A 21422-nucleotide genomic window follows, 5' to 3' on the forward strand; every position below is an offset into this window, starting at 1 on the left:
TCATACCTCAATTATGATATACTTTATTCGGTGAGATTCGACAATTAAGGGGATGGGGATATGCAACAATCAAATAATGATATACAGGGATACAAGGAGAATGTTATCCCCTTTATTCCCGATGGTGACTTTTACTTTACGAAAGGTGTCGAAGCATTTCAGAAACGAAAATTCGATACTGCGATAAAATGGCTGCGCAAGGCCATTGAAGCAGCACCGGACAATCCATTATACCAGTGTCAGATGTCGATCGTTTATACAGAGATTGGTGCTTACCATGCAGCAAATCAGCTTTTGGATGAAGTGCTGCAGTCAACGAATGATCAGTACACAGATTGCTATTACTTGCTGGCTAACAATTATGCCCACCTGGGTCTATTGAATGATGCGAGAAAGCATGCGGAAATCTATCTGAATAAAGCGGCTGATGGAGATTTTCGTGAAGATGCAGAACACTTGCTGGATTTAATGAATATTGATGAAGAAGCCGATGATGAGTGGGAATTTGATGAAGAAGATGAACTGCTCGTCTATCAGGAAGCGGTATTTCATCATATGGAAAGCGAAGAATGGGAAAAAGCGCTGCCATTACTTGAAGAAATGCTTGCCCTATTTCCGGAACATAAGTTGATCAAACATGATTATACACATGCCTTGTTCTTTTCAGGTTATCCCGATGATGCAATCGGAATGGAATTGGATGTACTCGCGGAACAGCCCGATTCATTGCATAGTCATACCAACCTGGCGATATTTTATTATGAGACAGACCGGATGCAGGAATATAAACAACATATCAAGACATTACTAAATGTATACCCCATTCATGAACAGCAAAAGTTACGCGTTGCCGTAACACTTGCCAGAACCGGAGTATACGATCTGGCCTATAGTCGATTTCAGAAACTCGGAAAACAACAGCTAAAAAACCATTTATCGTATTATAAATGGTATAGTATAACAGCATACCAGCTCGGTATACCTTCTAAAGCTCTTTCATTATGGGAAGAAGGATGTAAAAAGCATCCAGTGCTTGCGGACGATGAAGGTCCATGGAATGTTTAACAACGGCTGGCAACGTTTCGGATGAGCATAATATTAGACTAAATTGCAGCCATTTAATACGATAAATGTGGTTTGATGATAAAAGTGAGAGAAAGGGCTGATAATATGGCCGATAAACCTATGTATGACGTGATTATCGCTGGTGCTGGACCTGCTGGTATGACGGCGGCAGTATATGCATCTCGTGCAAATCTCGACACACTGATGATTGAACGCGGCATTCCGGGCGGTCAGGTAGCCAACACGGAAGATGTGGAAAACTATCCTGGTTATGAGCACATTCTTGGTCCGGATTTATCGAATAAAATGTTTGAACATGCGAAGAAATTTGGTGCTGAATATGCGTACGGTGATATCAAAGATGTTGAAGACCACGGTGACTATAAAACAGTTATTGCTGGGAATAAACAATACAATACGCGTGTGCTGATTATTACAACAGGTGCTCAGTATAAAAAGCTTGGTATTCCGGGTGAAGAAGAGCTTGGTGGACGCGGGGTTTCGTATTGTGCTGTATGTGACGGCGCTTTCTTTAAAGAAAAAAATCTTGTTGTTATCGGCGGCGGGGATTCTGCCGTTGAAGAAGGCATGTATTTGACACGTTTTGCCGATAATGTAACCATCGTGCACCGCCGTGATAAACTGCGTGCTCAGAAAATATTGCAGGATCGCGCGTTTAACAATGATAAAATTGATTTCATTTGGAATACAGAAGCCAAAACGATTAATGGTCCAGATGGCAAAGTCAGCGCAGTGTCATTATACAATAATGACACTGGAGAAGAATACGAATACCCGATTGACGGTGTGTTCATATATATTGGGATGGTACCATTAAGTGAACCGTTTAAATCGTTGGGTATCACAAATGAGGAAGGCTATATCCCGACAAACGAAAATATGGAAACATCGATACCCGGTATTTATGCAGCTGGTGACATCCGGGAGAAATCACTTCGACAAATTGTGACTGCAACTGGAGATGGAAGTATTGCCGCTGAAACAGCACAGAAATATATTGAAGATTTGCATGAGGAATTGAAAGCGGCACAATCATAACCTTGCAATTGTTAAATCTGATTAATCAGAAAGTAATTACTTTTTAACTCTGCTGTAACACGCACGAAACATTTATGGGGTACAATAGAATTAACTAATTGACCCCCTTTTAAAAATAAATTAGTTGTTTGCAGGTGATTCGTTCACCTGCTTTTTTTGTGTGGTGTTTGCACGTTCCTTGTCCAATTGTGTCGAACACGCTTTTAAATTCGGTGGAAGTTGATATGGTTGTTGGCTGGTTCGTATTCGGTGTATAATGGATATAGTGATTGTCTTCTTTTAAAGGAAAGAAGTGAAAGATGAATGCAGCGTGTAACCAATTGCATATTAATAAATGATGATAAAGTTTTATTGATAAAAAAACCGCGCCGGGGCTGGTATGCCATGCCTGGCGGCAAGATGGAACAGGGAGAATCAATTAAAGAATCGGCAGTCCGTGAATTTCGGGAAGAAACAGAACTTGAGCTGATTGATCCAATACTTTCCGGGATCTTTACATTCACGATTTACAATAATCATACGATGGTGCAGGAATGGATGATGTTCACATTCATTTGTCAAACGTATACAGGGATGTTAACGGACTATTGCCGTGAAGGTGAACTGGAATGGGTATCACGTCATGCCATAAATGATTTGCCAATGGCAGAGGGAGACCGGAAAATTTTTGAACATGCCTTGTTTTCCGATAAGATGTTATATGGATCATTTCAATATACTGAAGATTATCGCTTGATTGATTGTCGTCTTGATCCATCCAGTTCTTGAAGAGGAGAAATTTGTCATGTCAAACAGTGAACAGGAAACAAAGCTAGTTGTGATCACCGGGATGTCAGGAGCGGGGAAAACCGTTGCCGTTCAAAGTTTTGAAGATCTCGGTTATTATTGTGTCGATAACTTGCCGCCTGCACTACTGCCGAAATTTTTGGAACTGATGAAGGATTCCCGGAATAATATTCGGAATGTGGCACTTGTAATGGATTTGCGCGGACGGGAATTTTTCGACTCGCTATTTGAAGCGTTGGATATATTAGGGGAAGAAGATTGGCTGAATGAACATATTCTTTTTTTGGATGCCAAAGATGAAGCACTTGTTACAAGGTATAAAGAAACACGGCGTACGCATCCTTTGGCAACAGAAGGGCTGCCGCTGAATGGCATCACGCAAGAAAGGAAAATCCTGGATGAATTAAGAGGCAGAGCACAGCGGATCATTGATACCACAAGTCTAAAGCCAAGGGAATTAAGAGAAAAAATCCTAAAAGCCTATACAGAAAAGAAACAGGAAATTTTCTCCGTCAATATGGTTTCGTTCGGTTACAAATATGGTATTCCGATTGATGCTGATTTATTGTTTGATGTACGGTTTTTGCCGAATCCGCATTATGTGCCGCATATGCAGCCATTGACCGGCCTTAGCCCGGAAGTGTCTTCGTATGTTTTCAAATGGTCGGATACTGCGAAATTCAATGATAAAGTACTTGATTTGCTACAGTTTATGCTTCCTCAATATAAGAAAGAAGGCAAGTCGCAGCTCGTTGTAGGAATCGGGTGCACAGGTGGGCAGCATCGTTCCGTAGCTATTGCTGAATATTTCGCAAAACAGCTTTCATCCAATTACATTACCCATGTCAGCCACCGTGACATTGATAAAAGAAAGGGTCATTAATATGGGCAGCATGAAAAACCCCAGTGTGGTTGTCATTGGAGGCGGTACGGGAATGCCGGTCCTTCTGCGTGGTCTGAAGGATTTGCCGATTCATTTGACGGCACTGGTGACAGTTGCAGATGACGGCGGCAGCACAGGACGGCTGAGGAATGAAATGGATATCCCTGCTCCGGGTGATATACGGAATGTCATTGCTGCCTTATCGGATGCAGAGCCAATGCTGCTGGAATTATTTCAGCATCGTTTTACAGTTGGCAATGGCTTATCCGGTCATTCGATGGGCAATCTGTTGTTGGCAGCCATGACATCTGTCACAGGAAATTTTTTGACTGGTATTCAAGAGATATCCCGTGTATTGAATGTGAAGGGGGAAATTTATCCCATTTCAAATGACAGCATGTCGCTGCATGCGAAAATGGCTGATGGAACCGTTGTATCCGGTGAGTCGAATATCCCGCTCGCAAACAAAAAAATTGAGCGTGTCTATTTAAGCCCACAGCCGGTTCAGCCGCTTCCGGATGCGGTAAATGCAATTGAAAAGGCAGACTTAGTAGTGGTTGCCCCCGGTAGTTTATATACGAGTATTTTACCGAATATGATCATTCCGCAAATTGATGTCGCTCTCAGCAAAACAAATGCGAATGTGGTCTATGTTTGCAATGTTATGACGCAGGCAGGCGAAACGACACGATATACTGCAGCAGATCACGTGCAGGCGATTCGCAGTCATATCGGTGAAGATTGTATCGATTCGATTGTTGTTCATAATGAACCCATTAGCAAACACGTCCGTGAGGTATACGCAGAAGAAAACGCTGCACCCGTTATTTACGATACTGAACGGTTGATTGATATGGGGCTCCGGATTATCGAAAGTGACATCATCGATCCATCGAGAACCACATTGCGTCATGACACACAAAAAATAGCAAAACTGCTTTACTCGATAATCAATAAAGGATAAAGTGAAACTTCATTCAGTGGATGCTTTTTCCACTGAAAGTTAGTTGAACAGAATCGGATCTTTAAGAACAGTTAGCCGGCGTTTTTGGACGGCTTACTGCCCGTTAAGGCGGGAAAAAGTGAAACTTCATTCAGTGGACGCTTTTTCCACTGAAAGTTAGTTGAACAGAATAGGACCTTTAAGGACAGTTAGCCGGCGTTTTTGGACGGCTTACTGCCCGTTAAGGCGGGAAAAAGTGAAACTTCATTCAGTGGATGCTTTTTCCACTGAAAGTTAGTTGAACAGAATCGGACCTTTAAGGACAGTTAGCTGGCGTTTTTGGACGGCTTACTGCCCGTTAAGGCGGGATAAAGTGAAACTTCATTCAGTGAGACTGCTATTCCCGCCGAATGTTGGTTAAACCAGTCAGAGTGGCAGTATTCGTTTACTCCCACCTGAATCTATTTGTTTACTTTCATCATTTTGAGGCGGGACTTGCACTAGGATAAACGGCATATGACGACTGAACGGGGAGGTGTCGGGATTGTCATTTGCATCGGAAATAAAAAAGGAATTAACAGGAATCGAACTGGATACATGCTGTAAATATGCTGAACTGGCCGCATTGATCCGGATGAATGGAGTCATATCCATGTCAGGAAGTATTTACACGCTGGATGTTCAAACGGAAAATGCAGCTATCGCACGCCGCATATACACCCTAGTCAAATCATTATACGATTTTTCGGTAGAATTGCTTGTCCGAAAGAAAATGAAGCTGAAAAAAAATAATATTTATATTGTTCGTATGAAAAAAGAGGTGCAAAATTTGCTTGACGATTTGGGAATTGTCAAGGATTCATATACATTCATAAGAACAATACCGGAAAAATATCAGAAGAAGGATTGCTGCAGAAGGTCGTATTTAAGAGGAGCTTTTTTGGCTGGCGGATCGGTCAACAATCCAGAAACGTCTTCGTATCATTTAGAGATTTTCAATTCGTACCAGGAACACAATGATTCGTTGTGTGAACTGTTGAACGAATTTGATTTGAAAGCAAGAAAACTAGAACGTAAAAAAGGATATATCGCCTATTTGAAGGAAGCAGAGAAAATAACTGATTTTTTAAATGTCATTGGCGCCCATAATGCTTTATTCAAATTTGAAGATGTCAGGATTGTCCGTGATATGCGTAATTCGGTGAATCGGCTTGTTAATTGCGAAACAGCCAATTTGAACAAAACGATTGGTGCCGCATTTCGTCAGATTGAAAATATCAATTTGATTTCAGAAACGGTCGGGCTGGAGGCACTTCCAGAAAAACTGCGGGAAATTGCCGTATTACGCGTTCAGCATCAAGATATTTCACTGAAAGAATTGGGGGAAATTGTTTCCAGTGGTAAAATTTCCAAGTCTGGGGTGAACCACAGGCTCAAGAAAATTGACGAATTTGCTGAAAAGCTTCGTGAGGATGGGGTTATTCCAACAAGTGAATGATCGCTGGTGACATTATTTACTTGTTGTCTTGTTGTATGGTATACGATTTGTATTTAAATGAAAATTTTATCTATAATGGCAGTAGATGGGTGATACTTACTGCTATTTTTTTACAAAATTGTGAAAACGATTTCAAATTAGGGAGGATGATGTTTTTGGTGGAGAAATCAGTGAAAGTTGAACTCGAGTCGGGGTTGCAGTCAAGGCCGGCAGCCCAATTTGTTCAGGAAGCAAACCGATATACGGCTCATTTGTTTCTTGAAAAGGATGGGAAACGGGTGAACGCAAAGAGCATAATGGGGTTGATGAGCATGGCGGTTACGCCCGGTGAAAAGATCACATTAATTGCTGATGGTGAGGATGAGGAAGAAGCACTGAATAAATTAATCGCTTTTGTTTCAAAATAGCAGGAACCTCCAAAGCTGCTGATACGTGCAGATTTGGAGGTTTTTAATGAGTTAGTTGATATGAATGAAAAAAAAAATGCATGTATTAACACGGCCAAAAAATATCGATCCACGGTCAAAGACTTCACGGGAGAACGAGAACTTGCGCCGTAGAATGAGTAATTCAGCCAGGAAACAGGATGTTCGGCTGGAAATCCCGAAAACGCCTCTGAAAAAAGCATTAAAAAGAGCTGCACCGAATTCAGTGCAGCCCTAATATTCAATCTTCATTTTATTTCCTGTCAGTGTTTCTCTCCAGAATTTTGTCAATCAGGCCGTATTCTACAGATTTTTCAGCGGACATGAAATTATCACGATCTGTGTCACGATCGATAACTTCCAATGGCTGACCAGTCCGTTCGGCCAAAATTTTGTTGATTTTCTCACGCATTTCAATGATGCGGCGTGCATGAATTTCAATATCAGTTGCCTGTCCCTGGGTTCCGCCCAATGGCTGGTGAATCATGACTTCACTATTCGGCAGGGCATACCGTTTGCCTTTTTCCCCCGCTGCCAGCAGGAAGGCCCCCATTGAGGCTGCCATACCGGTGCAAATGGTGGAAACATCTGGCTTAATGAATTGCATGGTATCATAAATGGCCATGCCGGCAGTGATGGAACCACCCGGTGAATTAATGTACAACGAAATATCCTTATCTGGATCTTCTGCTTCCAGGAAAAGCAGCTGTGCAACAATGGAATTGGAAATGTTGTCATCGATTCCACTTCCGAGCATAATAATACGGTCTTTCAATAGACGTGAGTAAATATCATATGCGCGTTCTCCACGGTTTGTCTGTTCAATGACTGTTGGTATCAGATTCATGTGTTCATCCTCCTTAAAACATTTCGAATTTATCCATGTAATGGATACTCTTATGATAACTAATAGGTCAAAAAAGGTCAAACAAAACGGTTGTGATTGTACCTTAGAAATGAAATTGTCCCAGCCTTATCGGAACAACGAGGCAGAATTAACGAAAGCCAAGTCGATCATCTATCATCATACCCTTAAATAAATATGTATAAAACCTATTATGGAAAATTTTATAAGTCGGGGCAAGGACAATAAAATACAGCTTACTGGCAATTTTACTTGCATTATCAATCTATTCATTATAATATGTTAATTACAATATTTAGATATTTTTAATTTGAGTAAATAATACTAATCTTAATCATTTTTTGATGGGATAAGGGGGGATAGGGTTGCCAAAAGAGACACTTTTGGAATTGGAAAACTTACATACGCATTTTTTAACGGATAACGGAGAAATTCCGGCGGTTAATGGCGTTAGCTTGTCGTTACATAAGGGGGAAATTGTTGGGATTGTGGGAGAATCCGGCTGTGGTAAAAGTGTAACCTCACTATCTGTTATGCAGCTGGTACCAAATCCTCCCGGTAAAATTGTAAGCGGGAACATTCATTTTAAAGATGAAAATATTGTCAAAGCTTCCCAAAAACGTATGAAGCAAATCCGCGGCAATGAAATCGGAATGATTTTTCAGGAGCCAATGACATCACTTAATCCGCTGTTTACAATCGGAAATCAGATTATCGAAGCTATACGATTTCATCGGAAAATTAGCAAAAAAGAGGCAAAGCAGGAATCTATTGACCTATTGAAGCTAGTTGGCATCCCTCGTGCAGATGAGGTGATTGATGAATATCCGCATCAGCTGTCAGGTGGCATGCGGCAGCGAGTCATGATCGCTATGTCCGTTTCATGTGATCCGGATATTTTGATTGCAGATGAGCCGACGACTGCATTGGACGTAACCATACAGGCGCAGATTTTGGATATTATGCGTGATCTGAATCAGGAAAGGGAGACCGCCATATTATTGATTACGCACGATTTGGGGGTGGTAGCAGAACTGTGTGAAAGGGTTATTGTCATGTATGCCGGCCAGGTTGTTGAGGAAGGAAATGTACGGGAAATTTTGAAAGATCCGCAGCATCCCTATACAAAAGGTCTTATTCGTTCGCTTCCAAAACTTCACGGTGACGAACAGACACTTTACTCGATTCCGGGGACGGTGCCGAATCCGGGATTGAAAAAAACTGGATGTCAATTTGCTCCTCGTTGCGAGTTTGCCTTTGATCGTTGCTTTAATGAGGAACCGGAGCTTTATAATCTGGGAGATAAACGAACCAGTCGCTGTTTCTTATATGACAAAAAGGAAGGGGATGCAGCAGAACATGCAGAATCTACTCTTGGAAGTTAACGGTCTAAAAAAATACTTTCCTGTCAGGGGAGGCGTGTTTGGACGAAAAGTCGGGGAAGTAAAGGCAGTCGATGATGTTTCCTTTTCAGTAATGGAAGGGGAAATTCTCGCGCTTGTGGGAGAATCCGGCTGTGGCAAGTCCACAACAGGGAAAGCCATTCTTCGTTTAAGTGAACCAACGGAGGGAGAAGTCAAATTTCAGGACCAGGATGTAACCAAGCTTAGTGCGGAAGAAATGCGGAAACTGAGACGTAATATGCAGATCATTTTTCAGGATCCGTATGCATCCTTAAATCCAAGGCATACTGTAGAAAAAATTATCGGCGAGCCTCTTTTGGTTCATGGCATGACTTCCGCCAATGAACGAAAACAACGCGTTAAAGAATTACTGGACGTAGTCGGACTCAGCCCATATCATGCATCACGTTATCCACATCAGTTCAGTGGTGGACAGAGGCAGCGGATTGGCATTGCACGGGCACTTGCCAATAATCCTAAAATGATCATTTGTGATGAGCCGGTTTCAGCACTCGATGTTTCGGTACAGGCGCAAATTCTCAACCTGATGGATGAACTGCGGGATGCCTTTCATTTAACATACATTTTTATTGCACACGATCTCAGTGTTGTCAAACATATCAGTGACAGGGTTGGGGTTATGTATCTGGGACGGATGGCAGAATTGGCTAGCAAGGATGAACTGTATGATAATCCAAAGCATCCTTATACACAAGCATTGTTGTCGGCCGTACCTGACCCGGACCCGGATTATCAAAGGGAAAGGATTATTTTAAAGGGGGATGTTCCAAGCCCGTCTGACCCGCCATCAGGATGCGCGTTTCACACAAGATGTCCTTATGCAATGGATGTCTGCAGTGAAGTGAGACCAGTGTTTCAGGAAATTGAAGACAACCATTATGTTGCATGTCATCTCTATAGTGATACCGTGCAGTCATAATAGATTATGTTATAACTAGAAATAATTCATGATACATGACCTAATAAGCAAAACTTCGGTATCGAGGCGTATGCCGAGAATTTCCAATATTTTTACAGGGGGTTGAACATATGAAGTTTAGATTTTGGGCGCTGATGGTGCTGCTTCTGGCATTTATGCTATTATTTGCGGCCTGCAGCGGTGGTGAAGACACAGGCGCAACTGATGAAAGTGATGGGGACAGTGGAGGTGAAGCTGAAACTGAAAGCGGAAGCGATGGTGAAGATGTGCTAGTTTTTGCCCGTGGCGGTGATTCCGAGAGCCTTGACCCGGGCAGTACTACAGATGGGGAGTCGTCCAGGGTAACGAAACAGGTACTGGAAAGCCTGCTGGATTTTGATAAGGAATCTTTTGATGTTGTGCCCGGCCTTGCGCATGACTGGGATGTATCTGATGATGGGTTGAATTATACATTCTACCTGGAAGAGGGCGTCACGTTCCATGATGGCACCGATTTTAACGCAGAGGCAGTCAAGACCAATTTTGAACGCTGGTCTGATCCTGAACATGAATATGCGTTCACGGATGAAGGGTATGTGTACTCCATGTATGGCACAATGTTTGGTGGTTACAAAGGTGATGAAAGTCATGTTATTGAAGAAATCAATGTTGTGAACGATCATGAAATTGAATTTATCTTAAAACAACCTTTAGGCTATTTCCTTCAAAACATGGCAATGACTTATTTTCCGATAACATCTCCAGCAGCACTTGAAGAATATGGACCGGAAATAAATGAAAATCCGGTTGGAACAGGTCCTTTTAAGTTTGAAAGCTGGTCAAAAGATGATTCGATCGTGCTTAGTAAGTTCGAAGATTATCGCATAGATGATCAGCCGAAAGTAGACAGTGTTGTATTTGAGGTCATCCCTGATAATGCCGCACGGTTAATTGCACTGCAATCCGGTGAAGTTGACATTATGGATGGGCTGAACCCGGATGATGCAGCAACTGTGGATGCAGAACAAGGACTCGATTTGTTCACACGGGATGAAAATAACGTTGGCTATGTCGGCTTGAATACGCAGAAGGAGCCATTGGACCAAGTGGAAGTCCGTCGTGCAATCAATCATGCCATTGACCGTCAGGCAATTGCAGATGCTATGTATGCAGGCTATGCCAACTCAGCCAAAAATCCTTTGCCGCCAAGCTATATGGGGTATAACGATGAAGTGGAAGGCTACGAGTATGATTTAGAAAGAGCACAAGAGTTATTGGCTGAAGCAGGCTATGAAGATGGGCTGGAAATAGAGTTATGGACAATGCCTGTTGCCAGACCCTATATGCCGGACCCGGAAACGGTAGCTGAAATTATCCAAAATAATCTGGCCGAAGTTGGAATCGAAGTCTCGATCGTACGGGAAGAATGGGCGCCATATTTGGAAAAAACACTGGAAGGTGAGCAGCAAATGTTCATGCTTGGCTGGTCCGGAACGAACGGGGACCCAGATTACTTCCTGAGCAGTCTCCTGCATGGTGATAACGTTGGAAGCAGTAACCGTACCTTCTATGAAAATGATGAAGTGGATGAACTGCTTGATCAGGCAAAGGTTTCCATTGATCAGGATAAACGTGCCGAGTTGTATCAGGAGGCACAGGCACTCATAAGTGAAGATTCTCCAATGGTGACATTGGTACACTCCACTCCGGTGCTGGCAGCAGCAAGCTATGTGAACAATTATGTGCCACACCCCTCAACGAGTGAATCACTTGCTGAAGTTGAATTGGAAAATTAAAAGTTAGAAGGGTAGTAGTGATGTTCTACTGCCCTTTCAATCATCGTCATGAATTGAATTCTCGAAAAATACGAAGCTGTCATCATCCTTTGAAAAATGAGGTGAAAAATATTGTTTGCCTACACGATGCGACGATTGTTAATGCTCATTCCTGTTCTGGTAGGCATGACATTGATTACATTTTCCATAGTCCATTTAATTCCCGGAAATCCTGCCCAAGTCATACTTGGTGAAACGGCCACAGAATCAGCTATTCAGGATTTGGAAGAAAGTATGGGACTGAATGAACCATATCCGATTCAATACGGTGTTTATGTTACAGATTTGCTTCAAGGGGATTTGGGCACATCGTTACGGTCAAAAGCGGAAATTTCAACAGAAATATTGCCACGGTTAGCAGCTACATTTGAATTGACATTTTTTGCGATGCTGTTTGCTGTATTTATAGGTGTGAATGCAGGTATCATTAGTGCTTGGAAGCAAAATTCCTGGTTTGACTTTCTTGCTATGTTTTTTGCATTGGTTGGCGTATCGATGCCGATTTTCTGGCTGGCATTAATGGAACAATGGGCATTTGCCCAGGAGCTTGGCTGGCTTCCGGCATATGGACGTGAAAACAGCAGAGATCCGATTGAACCGATTACATATTTTTACGTTTTAGATTCCTTCTTCCATATGGATTTTTCCAGGATGATTCAAGTGTTGAAGCATTTAATTTTGCCAAGTATTGCGCTTGGAACCATTCCGATGGCCATTATTGCCCGGATGACCAGATCGAGCATGCTGGAAGTGATGAATTCAGATTATATACGCACTGTTCGCGCTAAAGGATCAGGGCAGTTTCTTGTCATATATAAACATGCGCTGAAAAATGCAATTATACCTGTTCTGACCGTAATTGGTCTGCAGACAGGCGTGCTGCTTGGCGGGGCTATTTTAACTGAAACGATTTTCAGTTGGCCAGGCATTGGCCGATATGTTTATGAAGCGATTAATTATAGAGATTATCCGGTCATCCAGTCAGGCATTCTAGTAATTGCATTCCTGTTTGTTATGATCAATTTAATTGTTGATTTGCTATATTCTTATATCGATCCAAGAATTAAATATTAGGGGGATTCATATGAGCATAGAAGAAAAAGATAAACAAACAGAGGAAAACGTAACGAATCCTGCAAAAGCAGATCAACAGGCTGAGATGGAGGAAATACCGGAAACATCACCATGGAAGGATGCATTCAGACAATTACGGAAAAATCGTTTTGCACTTGCAGGGTTAATCATCATTGTTATATTTCTTTTAATCGGTCTATTTTCTCCGTGGTTAACCTCTTATGGATATGATGACCAGGTGCTTGCCAATCGGCTGCAGCCGCCTTCAGCAGAACACTGGCTTGGAACTGATGATGTCGGACGGGATATCTTTACCCGGATTGCATATGGGGCAAGGATATCACTTCAGGTAGGCTTTTTTGCTGTCGTCGGTGCACTTGTATTTGGAACAATACTGGGAATTGTTGCAGGTTATTTCGGACGGTGGGTTGATATGCTCATTTCACGAATTTTTGATATATTGCTTGCATTTCCAAGTATTCTTCTGGCGATTGCGATTGTTGCCATTATCGGGGCTTCGTTGCAAAATGCCCTGATTGCCATTGCGATTATTAATATACCGATATTCGGGCGGCTTGTCCGGTCCAAAGTCATCAGCCTGCGTGAAGAAGAATATATCATGGCTGCGAAGGCGCAGGGGATGAAAAACGGGCGGATTATTCTGCATCACATATTGCCGAACAGTCTGGCACCAATTATTGTACAAGCTACACTTGGGTTTGGAACAGCTATTCTTGATGCGGCAGCTTTAGGATTTCTTGGGCTTGGTGCTCAGCCACCAACACCCGAATGGGGGGAAATGCTCGCATCCTCACGAGATTTCATTCAGCTGGCACCATGGACATTGATCGCACCAGGACTATGTATCATGCTTGTTGTACTTGGCTTTAACCTAATTGGTGACGGTTTGCGTGATGCATTGGATCCTAAAATGAAACATTAATCAGTCAACTGCGAAAGGCAAGGGTATTATGGGAACCTTGCCTTTTGTATTGTTGGTGTTAAGTTTTTAGGAACAGCTATTAAGCTAACATTATTAATCAGAAAATACTGTCTCATTATAATTTCTGCAAAATGACTTGTCTAAACCTGAATTAGGTATTATAATATCGTATGTGTCTAATTCAATACTTATTAAATGCGCTCGTAGCTCAGTCGGATAGAGCACTGGTTTCCGGTACCAGGAGTCGGGGGTTCGAGTCCCTCCGAGCGCGTCCATGCATGGCAAGGGTTACAGCGATTTTAAACCCTTGCCATTTTATTGTTTTTCTAACAAACTTCTAACCTTCGGGTGTCGAAATATTATTTTGGGTAGATTTCATACACATTTTCGCTGTTGTTCTCTGGCTTTTTATACAACGATTTTTGAATAGAAGTTGCGGCAATTTCCTGAATACCTAGAATGATATGGGAGTAGGTATCTAACGTCGTTTGTATTGACCGATGGCCTAAACGTTCTTGCACCACTTTGGGATGCACACCCGATTTTAACAGTAACGTTGCGTGTGTGTGCCTTAAACCGTGGAAGCTGATTTTCTTTATCTCACTTTTTTTGATTGTGCGATTAAACACCGTTCGTAAATAAGTAGGAAGAATGAATCCACCTGTCGATATGGCGCAAACCAAATCCTTACCCTCATAATCGCAGCCAGCCTTCATTTTTTGTTTTTCTTGCTGATGTTTTTGTTTTTTTAAATATCAATTGTATCTTCATCCAGTTTGATTGTACGGTAGCTTGGTGCTGTCTTTAGTTGCGGAGACAAATGCCATACACCATTTTCATCTTTTTTCACTTGATGCGTAACAGACAGTGCCTTATTTTCAAAGCCAATTTTGGACCATCTAAGACCTAATATTTCACCGCGTCTCATGCCTGTTGCCAAAGCTAAAATGATCGGCAGTGCATGATTTTTGCTTTTTAAATTAGCCATAAATTTCTGCACTTCGTGTTCGGTCCAGTATTCGATTTCTTGTTTATCCACTTTGGGAAGTTCAACATCATCCATAATACCTTCTTGAATACCATACCTTTTCCTTTTAACAAAGCACTTGATAGTATTCGGTATGTGTGTTTTTTGCTCCTTTGTGATAACTCTGTATCATTCACTTCATCCATAAATGATTCCATGTGATGACTTTCCAGCTTGCTTACTTGCAATTTGCCGAGACCAGGAATTATATGTTTTCTCATATAGGATTCATAGTGTTCGAATGTGCCATATGATACAGTGTTTTTCTTTCTATCAAGCCATTGTTCAAAGTAATCTTCCATTGTCATTTTAACCGGCTCAGTATATCCGTTTTCAAGTTTGCTAATAATTTTCGGTAAATCTTTTTCAGCATCCTTTTTTCGCTCATCCGGAAAACCACTTCTGTCTCCGTTTATTCCAGTGATCCTTACCAAGATCAATGACAACATAATATTTATTGTTCTTTTTAGCAATATGCCCTCTCACTGATTATCTTCCTCTCGTGCTAATTCTTTTCAAATGTTCTTCTTGACTCAATAATCCTTACATCGCTTTCGGTGATTGTGACTGAATCACCGGATTGTAATTCACTACCATCATCGCCGTAAATTTCCTGAATATCGTCAGGCTGATTGTATGGTAAAAAGGCTGTATAGATTTCAAGGTCACTGGCCGGAAAATCACTGGCATGTACTTCAGCGCTGAATGTACCGTCTGAACTTTCGTTTGATCACTAACAAGTATTTCGCCTCCTTCAAAATCAATAACTTCATAATCAATTATGGATCCGTCACCAAGTGTAGTTTCTCCTTCAATTGTCAATGTCTGCTCATCGATATTCACTTCTTCTTCAAACTCAACTGATTCGCCGCAAGCAGCAAGAAACAACAATACTATCGGTCGTTATTCCTCTTTACTAGGCATATCCTTATAAACACTGCACTTTCGTTCTAATATTCCCGCATCAAAAAATTCTCCATAATAATCTTCTTCTAATCGCTGCATGTCCCTAACGGATTCAAATCCAACCAAATGGCCTGGTATTTTCTTTTCCATGAATATCCCCTCTTATCCCTACAATCGAAAGTTTTCGGGAAAAGGGGCACGGGAAAATATATTTTTTCTCAAATTATTTTGTAATTTTTCATGTTAGAATAAGTTTATAGAAAATTTATGGATACATTAACGGGTGTTTAGTATTCAACTAACGGGGCAGGATTATTGAAGAAGGAAATGCTTAAGTAGTATAACGTTCGACTATTCTTTATAAAAAATGAACTAAACAGTCTAATTGAATGAAAGAGATTTTAAAATTGTAATTGAATCAATTTTCATTTTATTATGGTAAAATAAAATATGATTCTTTTTACTCAAAGTTCGATGAAAAATGTGAGATAAAATCTATTCTTTTAAATTCAACGCTCATGCCAGATTGTAGAGTATACCCCTACGAAGAAAAGTGAAGTTTGACTCACTGAATATCTACAGGAGGCGGGAAACAAGATGGAATATTATGTCCCTTTGCAACCACCCATATTACAAAAAGAATTATTAGATTCCAGATATCAATATCGAGAATATTTGCCAAACAAGTTTCTAGAATCTTACGTAGCTTGCTATTGGACCGTTGATTACGATTCATTGGAACAAAATAAATTGCACCGTATTATACCGGATGGCTGCGCGGACATTATATTTGATCTGAGATCATCCTCTATTTATAAAGGAGCCTTTGTTGTTGGGCTGATGACTGAATTTGAAACTATAAATCTTACTCAAAAATATTCATTTTTTGGAATTCGCTTTTATTTAGATACTGTACACCATTTTTTAAGGCATCCCGTTTCCGACTTTATTGAAAATCATGTATTTCTTGAAGATGTATGGGGGAGAGAAGCTGCGTTTTTGACAGAAGAAATCACATCAGCCAATGGAATTTCAAATATGATTGAAAGAGTAGAACTAAAGTTAATGAGATTCCTACAATTGAGTAATTTAAAATCAAATTATTTACTACAAATGGGCCTCAAATATATTTACGCTAATAAGGGAATAATTTCAATTCGCTCTTTGGGAGAAAAACTCAGTTATAGTGAAAGGAATATTAGAAGAGTATTTAATAAAGAATTAGGGATAAGCCCGAAAGAACTTTCAGATATCATTAGATTTCAAAACCTTCTTCAAGAGTTATATAATAGTAATCAATATAGTTTTACTAATATTGTTATAAAATACGGATATTTTGATCAAGCACATTTTATAAATAATTTTAAACGTTATTATGGCATGTCCCCCAATCAAGTTTTTAAGAAAAACAGGTTCAGTATGTAGAACAAATAATTAAGGAGTGATTAATAATTTCTGATACAAAGCGAAAAGCAAATGGGAGTGGGCTTGCGATTGGCATTGGTCTAGGTGTAACATTTAGTGTTGTATATGACCATCTTGCAATCGGTATTTCTTTGGGACTTTTGACGGGATTATTTATAGAGTATAGCTTTAAATTAAAGCAAAAGACAAATAAGAAATGATCAAAAACTTCAACTAAGGGGCGCATTTCACTAATAAGGATTTGAGAATTATCGACTATAAAGGTACTGTAGAATAAAAAGAACCAATACGATTTAATTAGTGGGGGAGGAATGCATTATTTTCATAATGGCAGGAATCGGTGGAATAAATATAGGTGATGTTATTTTCCAACTGATTTTATTATTAGTTTTAATAGCTATAGTTGTAGGAGTTATTTCTTTGATTGTTATGTTTAGACGGAGAAGTAATCGATTGAATAAAGTCGAAAAGAAACTGGATAGGGTACCTTCGGAAGATGATAAAAAAAGGTAGATATTCATTAGACGGGCGCTTTTATGGAATATAAGGGAACATTGAAAAGAGTTAAAAACTGTTAATAAGATCCATATACTACGGGTCTTATTTTTATGTTATAATACGAACAAACGTTCTAAAGGTGGTGCAAACATGAAAGGACTGTTTGATCGCTCTGCGAGGGATAAACAAAAGCTAATTATTTTGGGTATTCGGATTTTCGTGTGGAAAACGACTTAAAGCAATCTTTATTGAGCTAAGACTAGAGGGAATAGTTGGGGAATAGTTTAATAAAATGTTATAGATTGACCTTAACGTTACGTCATATTATACACTTGTAGAAAAACACTTGTTTTAAGAAAGGGTTATTTTTATGGTTGATAATAATAGTATGATGGAATCTGGTAGATGTAGTGAATGTGGGGCAAAGGAAACAGATGGTTTTTCCTGTTATGAATTATTTTGTTTTCCACTTGCTTGGGAGCATAATGACCCAGAATTATATGCATTACATTTCTGGCTTGTTTCGTGTTACATGATACAACATCCTTCAAATTATACAGTTGAGGGTCACAAGCACTTGGTCACCTTATTTACTAACGCTTATGATAATGACGGGGATAATGATTATATTCTCAAGAAGAACCGAGAGAGAGTAACCCACATAAGTAAAATAACAAATCCCCTCCCAAATAAAGAAAGAAAACGTACACTTAGATTGGGGCGGAGAAAAAATGCAATAGAAAACATAATTAAGTGGAAAGAAAAAATAAGAGATGAATTAAATTAGATTAAAAATATACAGAGACAATGGGCGATTGTTATATTTGGTTGTGGAGTCGAAGTCTAGTTAATAAAAGAACTTTTCTACATTATTTTCTGGTTATCCATTATTTTTTACATTGAGCAATAACAAAATAACACAGCGTTATATTCAAGTGCTGCATGTCCATGATGATACATTCTAGCTTATTGTTACTACCGCAAAAAGCTGCGTACATTCAAATTTGACAATTTTCTTTCTGCTGAACCAATGAAGGTAGGTGCTTCGCTTAAAATGAGTGTTAACGATAGAGGAACCAAAAAATGGACTGCCATGATGATGCCGGAACACGAGGAAATGATCCGGCAATTATGGGCAGAACAGGAATATAAAGAGAAACCGATCTTGGACGAACAAAAGCAATTTGAAATAAATAGCAAGTTGCAGTTGGCATTAAGCAACGATCTAACCGTAGAGATTGAATATTATAGTCATGATCTGCATGATTTCCAGAAAATCAAAGGAAAGTTATTGATAGTCGATAATTTGGCTCGTGTATTGCAGTTTGACGATGAAGATAGTACTGTAATTGCTCTTGATGAAGTTATGGAAGTTACAGTTGATTGATTATGACCAGCTTTTTTGGATATCCGAAAGTCAATGATCCATTTTAGTCCTTCTATCATTTTTTTCTAACGAAATATCTAACATACTTTAAAAATTACTGAAATAAAACGACCTAGAATTATGATGGAATGTACTGTACTAAAGCGTATTAAAACAAGTAGAAATGCCGGTTATTGGTTTCCAGTACCAGGAGTCGGGGGTTCGAATCCCTCTGAGCGCGTCCATGCATGGCAAGGGTTACAGCGATTTTAAGCCCTTGCCATTTTATTTGTTTTCAAACCAATTTCTGACTTGCGAGTATGGATATATCATAATTGAGTGGGTAGCTTCATAATCATTTCACGACTTTTTATATAAAGATTTTTGAATGATTGCAGTGGCGATTTCTAAATCCCTGGAATGGTACTGAATATGTGTCCAACCAAAGTTGTTTCAATGAATTGTTGGCCCAAATGTTGTTGAACTGCTTTTGGATGGTTACCGGTTTTCAAAAGCAACGTGGCATGTATGTTCCACAGCCCGTGGACATATTTTTTATAACAATCCAGTCTCAATTGTTCGGCAAGTTTGTCAAACGCCCTCACCTAAGTTTTTGTTCTGCAAATTCAACTGGCTGATGGTATAGGTCTGTTATGTTCTGAATGCTTCTACAATAGCAGCATTCTTTTCGTGCATACCACCGTAATGTTATCGTCTCCTGTTAAAGTGGGAATTTATTTGGCCGCGGAGCATTTCATCACGGATATCAGAACGTTTCTTCTTGTTGTTGAAGTCCCGTTTGATTTCATTTGTTTGAACCCCTTCTTCACGCTTATCAGCAATTTGGATCAATGTTTCAATATCTGTAAAGGAGTAATGGCGTGTACCGAGTTTACTCCTTTTAGGAAAAATTAAACCGCATTCCTCGTAATAACGGATCTGACGTTCTGAAAGCCCTGTTAATTCGTTAACAATCCCAATTGTAATCACTTTCTTATGTTTGTAAGAATCCACTAATGTCTCCTTCTCCCTCTATTTTTTAATAATATGATATATCATATTACATGAGATGCTAGCTATAATTATCATTTTATTCTTCATACATTGAGAAGTCACATGGCAGATGCCCGCCATGAACTAAAGGTCATAGAACTTGTAAAGGTGTTCGAGTTCACTTAATGTCAGTGAGTAGGGATCCCTGTCTGAAAAAATGAACACGCCGGCATCCCGCAATTTTTGAATGTAAAATTCCCTCAGCTGCTCGACACCTTCACGCAGGTGTTTTCGCATAGTCATTCACCTCCAAAAGTGATAATGATTGATTGCTCCCTTTTTTATAGCTGCGAAATAAATGTGAAAAGTGGTGCTGAAACGGAAAGAAGCAAAGCAGAGGTCGTCATGGCAATGCTTCCCATAGCACCTTCTTCTTCTCCCCATACAAGTGATCGGTTTGCTCCAAGCATCTGCGCTGATGTTCCCATTGCCAGTCCTTTTGCCGATTTACTCGTTATTCCTAATTTATTGAGCAGCTTTGGCCCAATGGTTAGCGATATTAATGCTGACATGATAACAAATAAGACAGTCGTTGATGCAAGACCTCCAAGATCACTGGATACTGTCAAAGCGATAGGCAATGTTACAGATCTTGGGATAAGGGATGCCAGGATCTGTTCCGGCAGATGAAACAAATAGGACATGCCTAAGACAACTATGACTCCTGAAACTGTTCCACTGAGAACACCGGTAAAAATTTTGTGTGCGTTTTTCTTCATAAATGGCCATTGTTTATACAGTGGGACTGCCAATGACACCACAGCAAGCTGCAGAAGCAGATTGAAGATCATACTTCCAGACTGAAAGCTTTGCTCCTGAAGCGGTAAAATGCACAAGAGAGCAATCATAAGAACGGATGAAGTGAATAAAGGATTCAGCCACGCTATATTGTATTTTCTGTAAACGTTGAGTCCGATCAAGTAACAAGCAACAGTGATGGTGATAAAGGCAACAGTGTTTGCGATCAAATGTATCAATTCAAATCTCTCCTTTGTTCATACCATTGAACGGCAGAAGCGGTACCAAGCAAACAGCAAATGCTGCTCACAATTAAAATGATCAGAATATCCCACTGGAAAACTGCCATTAAATCAGATGATGTAAAAAGTCCTGCAATAGATGGGATAAACAATACTGTCAGATGTTTTACCTGGAAGGAAGACACTTTATCAATCCATTCCAATTTCATTGTTCCTGTCATCAGGAAAATAAAGAGCAGCAGCATGCCGACAATACTGCCCGATAAAGGGAGGTGAAAAAGCGCGACAAAACCATGACCAATCATCAAAAAACTGATAATAAAGGATAACTGAAGCAGCGAGCCGAGTTTCACGTTACCGGACCTCCTGATATAATTGTTAACAATAGTTTAGGTTTAGTTCACTGCCATTGTCATTAAACTTGTCAGGAAATCTTACACAGTTTTTTTATAATGGTTGTTTAGTTGGT

27 protein-coding genes and 1 tRNA gene are annotated in these 21422 nt (G+C 40.1%); 18 read left to right on the top strand and 10 right to left on the bottom strand.

The genetic code is table 11. The features are described 5' to 3' along the window. Positions 1-60: 60 nt before the first annotated feature. The 7 genes from BM195_RS04850 to BM195_RS04880 all read left to right on the top strand — a co-directional run bounded on the left by BM195_RS04850 (position 61) and on the right by BM195_RS04880 (position 6641). Positions 61-1065, top strand: a complete 1005-nt coding sequence (locus BM195_RS04850; protein WP_090234451.1) for a tetratricopeptide repeat protein — start codon at positions 61-63, stop codon at positions 1063-1065. Between the two features lie 105 nt (positions 1066-1170). After that, complete coding sequence (trxB, locus tag BM195_RS04855) at positions 1171-2124, top strand: thioredoxin-disulfide reductase (RefSeq protein ID WP_090234453.1); 954 nt, start codon at positions 1171-1173, stop codon at positions 2122-2124. 303 nt (positions 2125-2427) lie between these two features. Then, on the top strand, positions 2428-2892 hold the full coding sequence (locus tag BM195_RS04860) for an NUDIX hydrolase (protein WP_090234455.1): 465 nt from the start codon (positions 2428-2430) through the stop codon (positions 2890-2892). 16 nt (positions 2893-2908) lie between these two features. After that, entirely contained in the window at positions 2909-3793 is an 885-nt protein-coding gene (rapZ, locus tag BM195_RS04865; RefSeq protein WP_090234457.1) for an RNase adapter RapZ, read from the top strand. 1 nt (position 3794) lies between these two features. Continuing rightward, positions 3795-4757, top strand: coding sequence for a gluconeogenesis factor YvcK family protein (locus tag BM195_RS04870; RefSeq protein WP_090234459.1), 963 nt, complete (start codon positions 3795-3797; stop codon positions 4755-4757). A gap of 523 nt (positions 4758-5280) precedes the next feature. Beyond that, entirely contained in the window at positions 5281-6234 is a 954-nt protein-coding gene (whiA, locus tag BM195_RS04875; RefSeq protein ID WP_090234461.1) for a DNA-binding protein WhiA, read from the top strand. A 155-nt stretch (positions 6235-6389) separates the two neighbouring features. Next, positions 6390-6641, top strand: a complete 252-nt coding sequence (locus tag BM195_RS04880; RefSeq protein ID WP_090234464.1) for an HPr family phosphocarrier protein — start codon at positions 6390-6392, stop codon at positions 6639-6641. A 271-nt stretch (positions 6642-6912) separates the two neighbouring features. On the opposite strand, the gene clpP is transcribed toward BM195_RS04880, so the two are convergent. Further along, positions 6913-7539 carry an ATP-dependent Clp endopeptidase proteolytic subunit ClpP gene (gene clpP, locus BM195_RS04890; protein ID WP_280141238.1) on the bottom strand — a complete coding sequence of 209 codons (627 nt, stop codon included), beginning with the start codon at positions 7537-7539 and terminating at the stop codon, positions 6913-6915. A gap of 350 nt (positions 7540-7889) precedes the next feature. Between clpP and BM195_RS04895 the strand changes: the two genes are divergently transcribed. From BM195_RS04895 to BM195_RS04920, 6 genes are all read left to right on the top strand, one after another. Further along, a complete protein-coding gene (locus tag BM195_RS04895) occupies positions 7890-8909 on the top strand; it encodes an ABC transporter ATP-binding protein (RefSeq protein ID WP_090234473.1) in 1020 nt (339 codons plus the stop codon). Beyond that, positions 8884-9867: an ABC transporter ATP-binding protein gene (locus BM195_RS04900; RefSeq protein WP_090234476.1), complete on the top strand. Its 984-nt coding sequence runs from the start codon at positions 8884-8886 to the stop codon at positions 9865-9867. The genes BM195_RS04895 and BM195_RS04900 overlap by 26 nt, the downstream gene beginning before the upstream one ends. A 110-nt stretch (positions 9868-9977) precedes the next feature. Beyond that, the gene (locus BM195_RS04905; protein WP_090234478.1) at positions 9978-11642 is read left to right on the top strand and encodes an ABC transporter substrate-binding protein; all 1665 of its coding nucleotides are present in this window, start codon (positions 9978-9980) and stop codon (positions 11640-11642) included. 111 nt (positions 11643-11753) lie between these two features. Continuing rightward, positions 11754-12755 (top strand): ABC transporter permease, encoded by a 1002-nt coding sequence (locus tag BM195_RS04910; protein WP_090234482.1) that lies wholly within the window; start codon positions 11754-11756, stop codon positions 12753-12755. An 85-nt stretch (positions 12756-12840) separates the two neighbouring features. Then, positions 12841-13698 carry a nickel transporter permease gene (nikC, locus tag BM195_RS04915; protein ID WP_090234967.1) on the top strand — a complete coding sequence of 286 codons (858 nt, stop codon included), beginning with the start codon at positions 12841-12843 and terminating at the stop codon, positions 13696-13698. Between the two features lie 197 nt (positions 13699-13895). Next, a tRNA-Arg gene (locus tag BM195_RS04920) sits at positions 13896-13969 on the top strand. An 88-nt stretch (positions 13970-14057) separates the two neighbouring features. Here BM195_RS04920 and BM195_RS04925 read toward each other — a convergent pair. The 5 genes from BM195_RS04925 to BM195_RS18235 all read right to left on the bottom strand — a co-directional run bounded on the left by BM195_RS04925 (position 14058) and on the right by BM195_RS18235 (position 15781). Beyond that, positions 14058-14414: a site-specific integrase gene (locus BM195_RS04925; protein WP_090234485.1), complete on the bottom strand. Its 357-nt coding sequence runs from the start codon at positions 14412-14414 to the stop codon at positions 14058-14060. Between the two features lie 32 nt (positions 14415-14446). Then, positions 14447-14686, bottom strand: a complete 240-nt coding sequence (locus BM195_RS04930) for a tyrosine-type recombinase/integrase (RefSeq protein WP_170848154.1) — start codon at positions 14684-14686, stop codon at positions 14447-14449. Next, entirely contained in the window at positions 14674-15198 is a 525-nt protein-coding gene (locus tag BM195_RS04935) for an N-terminal phage integrase SAM-like domain-containing protein (protein ID WP_090234493.1), read from the bottom strand. Before BM195_RS04935 ends, BM195_RS04930 begins: the two co-directional genes overlap by 13 nt. Before the next feature lie 70 nt (positions 15199-15268). After that, entirely contained in the window at positions 15269-15616 is a 348-nt protein-coding gene (locus BM195_RS04940; RefSeq protein WP_139223970.1) for a hypothetical protein, read from the bottom strand. 12 nt (positions 15617-15628) lie between these two features. Next, positions 15629-15781: a hypothetical protein gene (locus BM195_RS18235; protein WP_170848155.1), complete on the bottom strand. Its 153-nt coding sequence runs from the start codon at positions 15779-15781 to the stop codon at positions 15629-15631. Between the two features lie 447 nt (positions 15782-16228). Between BM195_RS18235 and BM195_RS04945 the strand changes: the two genes are divergently transcribed. From BM195_RS04945 to BM195_RS04960, 5 genes are all read left to right on the top strand, one after another. Next, complete coding sequence (locus tag BM195_RS04945; protein ID WP_090234500.1) at positions 16229-17056, top strand: response regulator transcription factor; 828 nt, start codon at positions 16229-16231, stop codon at positions 17054-17056. Between the two features lie 26 nt (positions 17057-17082). Then, on the top strand, positions 17083-17256 hold the full coding sequence (locus tag BM195_RS19285; protein WP_483099629.1) for a glycine zipper domain-containing protein: 174 nt from the start codon (positions 17083-17085) through the stop codon (positions 17254-17256). 127 nt (positions 17257-17383) lie between these two features. Continuing rightward, positions 17384-17569, top strand: a complete 186-nt coding sequence (locus tag BM195_RS19060; RefSeq protein WP_090234503.1) for a DUF4083 family protein — start codon at positions 17384-17386, stop codon at positions 17567-17569. 355 nt (positions 17570-17924) lie between these two features. Next, entirely contained in the window at positions 17925-18341 is a 417-nt protein-coding gene (locus BM195_RS04955) for a DUF5946 family protein (protein WP_090234506.1), read from the top strand. Positions 18342-18608: 267 nt separating this feature from the next. Further along, positions 18609-18941 (top strand): YolD-like family protein, encoded by a 333-nt coding sequence (locus BM195_RS04960; RefSeq protein WP_170848156.1) that lies wholly within the window; start codon positions 18609-18611, stop codon positions 18939-18941. 687 nt (positions 18942-19628) lie between these two features. On the opposite strand, the gene BM195_RS04965 is transcribed toward BM195_RS04960, so the two are convergent. The 4 genes from BM195_RS04965 to BM195_RS04980 form a co-directional block, all read right to left on the bottom strand. Next, positions 19629-19934, bottom strand: a complete 306-nt coding sequence (locus tag BM195_RS04965; protein WP_090234510.1) for a MerR family transcriptional regulator — start codon at positions 19932-19934, stop codon at positions 19629-19631. Positions 19935-20057: 123 nt separating this feature from the next. After that, positions 20058-20210 carry a Fur-regulated basic protein FbpA gene (locus BM195_RS04970; protein WP_139223971.1) on the bottom strand — a complete coding sequence of 51 codons (153 nt, stop codon included), beginning with the start codon at positions 20208-20210 and terminating at the stop codon, positions 20058-20060. A gap of 44 nt (positions 20211-20254) precedes the next feature. Then, complete coding sequence (locus BM195_RS04975; protein WP_090234515.1) at positions 20255-20950, bottom strand: LrgB family protein; 696 nt, start codon at positions 20948-20950, stop codon at positions 20255-20257. Beyond that, positions 20947-21306 (bottom strand): CidA/LrgA family protein, encoded by a 360-nt coding sequence (locus BM195_RS04980; RefSeq protein ID WP_244535669.1) that lies wholly within the window; start codon positions 21304-21306, stop codon positions 20947-20949. Before BM195_RS04980 ends, BM195_RS04975 begins: the two co-directional genes overlap by 4 nt. Between the last annotated feature and the right edge of the window lie 116 nt (positions 21307-21422).

The organism is Lentibacillus halodurans, from assembly GCF_900112045.1.
Lineage (GTDB): Bacteria > Bacillota > Bacilli > Bacillales > Amphibacillaceae > Lentibacillus > Lentibacillus halodurans.